General features: G+C 41.3%; 3 protein-coding genes and 1 pseudogene. 3 read left to right on the top strand and 1 reads right to left on the bottom strand.

Going from position 1 to position 3888, the window contains the following annotated elements; translation table 11 throughout:
- The 3 genes and pseudogenes from ADK28_RS29800 to ADK28_RS29790 all read left to right on the top strand — a co-directional run.
- The coding region (locus ADK28_RS29800) for a putative phage abortive infection protein (RefSeq protein WP_239686212.1) at positions 1-467 on the top strand (467 nt) is incomplete at its 5' end.
- 166 nt (positions 468-633) lie between these two features.
- Positions 634-801 (top strand): annotated as a pseudogene (locus tag ADK28_RS32880) (NADP-dependent isocitrate dehydrogenase); the annotation flags it as partial.
- A gap of 397 nt (positions 802-1198) precedes the next feature.
- Positions 1199-2188 (top strand): DUF4365 domain-containing protein, encoded by a 990-nt coding sequence (locus ADK28_RS29790; RefSeq protein ID WP_075202039.1) that lies wholly within the window; start codon positions 1199-1201, stop codon positions 2186-2188.
- 192 nt (positions 2189-2380) lie between these two features.
- Here the strand turns inward: ADK28_RS29790 and ADK28_RS05815 are convergent.
- The coding region (locus tag ADK28_RS05815) for a helicase-related protein (protein WP_048795141.1) at positions 2381-3888 on the bottom strand (1508 nt) is incomplete at its 5' end.

Below are 3888 nucleotides of genomic sequence, written 5' to 3'. Positions count from 1 at the left end.
GTAGATTTAAAATTAAACAGCTTGTTTTGAATGATATAAGATTAAAATGCCACGCTATATCTGAGGATTTAAATCCCGTATTGGTTGAAACTGGACGCGCTATAATAAGAAAAATGAGTTGTAATGAAAGGGTTGAGATTTTAAGAAAAGCATTTAATGGATTTTATGATGAGTATGGGCATATATCTGGCTCATATATCAGAAACATTTATTATATTCTCTCTCATTCAAATGAATCTAATAATGGAAGTAAGTATGCAAAGATTTTTAGGGCTCAACTATCTCGTCATGAACTCGCTTTAATTTACTTTAATATATCAAGTTCTTATTGTGATCCTGATTTTATTAATTTGATTGAAAAATTTGATATATTAAATGGACTGTACATAAGTGACTTATGTTACAACCCATCGGCTGAAATGTATAAAGATGATTTGGGGTGTATATTTTCAAGTGCAAAAAAGTAATGCAGAATTCATAGTTTAAAGATGTGAAGAACATGAACACCCGCCCTAAAACTGAAACAATTGTTATTATAATCAATGAGTTGCACTAGGTAATTACAGGGAGTTTTTGATAGTTATAAACATAATAATTTCCAGTTTATCATAATGTTATTCGATTTTTTACCATGTAATGCTCCGCAACATGGGTTGGGTTGAAGCGGCTGGCATGATCATTAAAGGTATGGAAGGCGCGATCAACGAGGAAACCGTAACCTACGATTTATAACGTCTGATGGATGGTGCTAACCTGCTGAAATATCCAGAATTTAGCGACGTGATCATCGAAAAAATGTAATCCACATTCTGGGTTGTGTGAGAACAGGAGCGAGAGTTTCCCGTTTTTTATTATTAGACTTCGAACTGCTATCAAAATCCCGTGGTCGTTTTGGGGTATAGGGAGTGGCATGCCAGGTTTTCATAATTTCTCCCATAGCTTGCTGGTAAACGCTCGTCAATGGTTAGGTCCGTCCCGTGCCAGACGCGGACAAAACTTGCTCAATGTAGTATTAATGAGTTAATATATGAACAATTTGCGAATAGGAAGTACGGACTTTGGTAGATTATTTTCTCAATTTGAGTAAAACCTATTAAGAACCAGTAATGGACCGCAAAATCTGTCACTCAAATCAATAGCGCAATTCCGGGCCAGTTTCTGCTGCAACTGTGGCCAGCATTAGAAAATCGAGGAAGATATGAGTTTCCCCAAATATAATCAGACTAATTCTCAAGAAAGATTGGGTGTAAATGCTGTTGCTGAAGCCATAGCAAAAATTGGGCAGATTTGGCGTGAAACTCCAATGGCTGACGTTGGAGTTGATGGCCAGATTGAGTATGTTAGTCCCGAGGGCTTTGCTACAGGAAGGATGATAGCTGTTCAGATAAAGTCTGGACCATCTTTTTTTAAGGAAAGCTACGGAGATTGGGTTTTCTATCCAGAAGAGAAACACCGTTTTTACTGGGAAAGATTTCCGTTACCTGTGCTAATAATTATTCACAACCCTGATACAAATTTAAGTTATTGGCAAGATGTTCGCCGCGCATTAAGAGCCGCCAAACCAACTGATGCAAAGGGTATTACTATACCCAAATCAAATATCTTGCAATCTTCCAGTGCTAAAACCCTCTTTGAAGGGTTTGCGGTCGGAGAACAAGACATTATGTCGGTCGAAGATGTTCTTGACTATTTGATTAAAACTGAAAGTAACAATGCTTCATTTCCTGTCTCATATTTCAATCTTTTCTGCACAGGCCTAACTAATGTCTGCCGATCTTTATATTTTGGTATGGATGTCCCACTAACCGTGGCAGAGATTGAGTTGTGTAATCAAAATTCTCCTTTTGGTGTCGGGGTGGGGGCCTCAGAGGATAATTTTCTGTTTGAGTATATAAAATTCATTGTGCACCAGCATATAGCTGATGTTGATTTCTCTGACTGTATGATTGACAGGTATGAACATGATAGACAACCATCTTTTATGGCACCACTGACCTCAAGAGGTAAAGAATTAGTACGACTCATACATGAATTAGAATGTAGATTAAAGTCGGATGGAAAAATAAAAGATACCGGGACTTTACGCGCTGCACAAACGAGTTTTGTGCGGTTGCAATTTACCATAAATGAGATACAGCGAGTCGAACTTACTAATCTAATTCAACAGGAATATCTAAAAACCACCTAACAAGCGTGTGTTATCGGACTGGCTTTCTGCTGCGCTCCAACCCAGCCGCAAATGCAAGTGCTAGGTCCGCTCTTCGCTCAAAGCAGACCTTATGACCTTGATTTCTGGAAGACCCGAGCCAAGAGCAAACATTGATATCATCAATCGATCTCAATCTTAGGGGGAACATCTCCCCCTTATTACGTAACCAGTTTACTGAAGATGTTCTTTCAGCCAAGTACACGCGCCTTCAATGTCATACGCTTTTTCCCCAAATCCTTTCGCAAGTAGAGATCCTGGTAAATATTCATCATATTTATCTAAGTACTTTTCTGGAACATTTACAGCAAGATCAAATGCTGAAGGCAAGCCCGACAGCAGCATACTTTTAAGTGCCTGTTTAACAGAAGCGACACTTGAGCCGTCAATTTCTATAACTCCAGCCAATGAATTAGCTTTAAAGCCACAAAGTATGAGCAAGGCTGTAATCGTATTGACAACCTTATCTCCCATCCAGGGGAGAATGTAGCAGTGTTGGCCGCTCGTAATAAAATACTCATTTTGCAGGTTATAACGCTGAAAGTTACTACAGCCTTCCGCAAATAGGTTTCTGGCGGCAGAATCGGCATAATCTACTCTCTTGCTACCTATCGCTATGCGGTAATCACTTTCCCTATAGATAGCGAGCATTTCCTGACGAACGGCATCATGAATAGACATTCCTCCCCCACTAAATTGTGGTGGCTGACCGCCTTTGGTCGCCTCAACATAGATAACTTTTTTCTCTGTCTCGATCTCTGTCACTTTCCAGCGCCGCCCACCGAAGATGATGTGTTGGTCTGGTAGCAGTGGGGAGTCCACAGGTATTGTTCCAAGGGTTCTGTTTCCGGTGACAATACGGAACTCTTCTGGTGTATTGAACACGGCATAAAAAGTGTAATGGTTAGTCAGTTTCTCCCCCTCTGCCCCAATAACCATTTCGCCGCTAGCAAGTTGAGTGAGCAGGCCACACGTTCCCATATGTTTAAGCAGGCTTTTGAAATCGTTTAAATCTACATTTCTAAACGGCCCTGCTTGGCATAGCTGTGACCAGAGCTGATCGGCACGAACTCCGCCCCATTGTGCCGTAATAGCAAGAATCTGGTGTAGCAGCGTAGAGTAATGCATCTGTTGAGCATCAGCTGGTTCAAACCATTGTTTAGAGATCATCAATCTGATCATTGCCATCGACTGGACCAACTGCAACCGTAGGTGGTCAACGATACTGCTTGTCACAGTAAGCTCATTTTCTGTAATTAGCATTCTTAGAACTGATGGGGAGTCGCGTCGCCCAGAACGTCCCATACGCTGACGCAGACTGGAAACAGAATGCGGAGGCGTAACTTGTATAACCGACTTAACCTTACCGATATCAATGCCCAACTCGAGCGTCATTGTACAAACAGCTGTTGTGGGCAAATTCCCTTTCTGAAGACGAGCTTCAAGCGCCTCACGTAATTCCTTGGTAAGGGAACCATGGTGGGGAAAGAATTCATTCGGAACAATATGTTCCTCACACATGTCGCTCAACGTTGCCGCAATGCTTTCAGTGCGCTTTCGACTGTTTGCAAAGACCAAATGAGAATCGCCACGACAAAGTCTAAAAATGTCAGCGCAAACGTCATGTTCAGCTGAACTCTGAAGTTCCTCCTCTTTTTGGATCACTCGTTCCAGGTACCCTT

Source organism: Serratia sp. 506_PEND, assembly GCF_001076875.1.
In the GTDB taxonomy this organism is placed as follows: Bacteria; Pseudomonadota; Gammaproteobacteria; order Enterobacterales; family Enterobacteriaceae; genus Serratia; species Serratia marcescens.
This window is presented reverse-complemented; position numbering and strand designations above follow the sequence as displayed.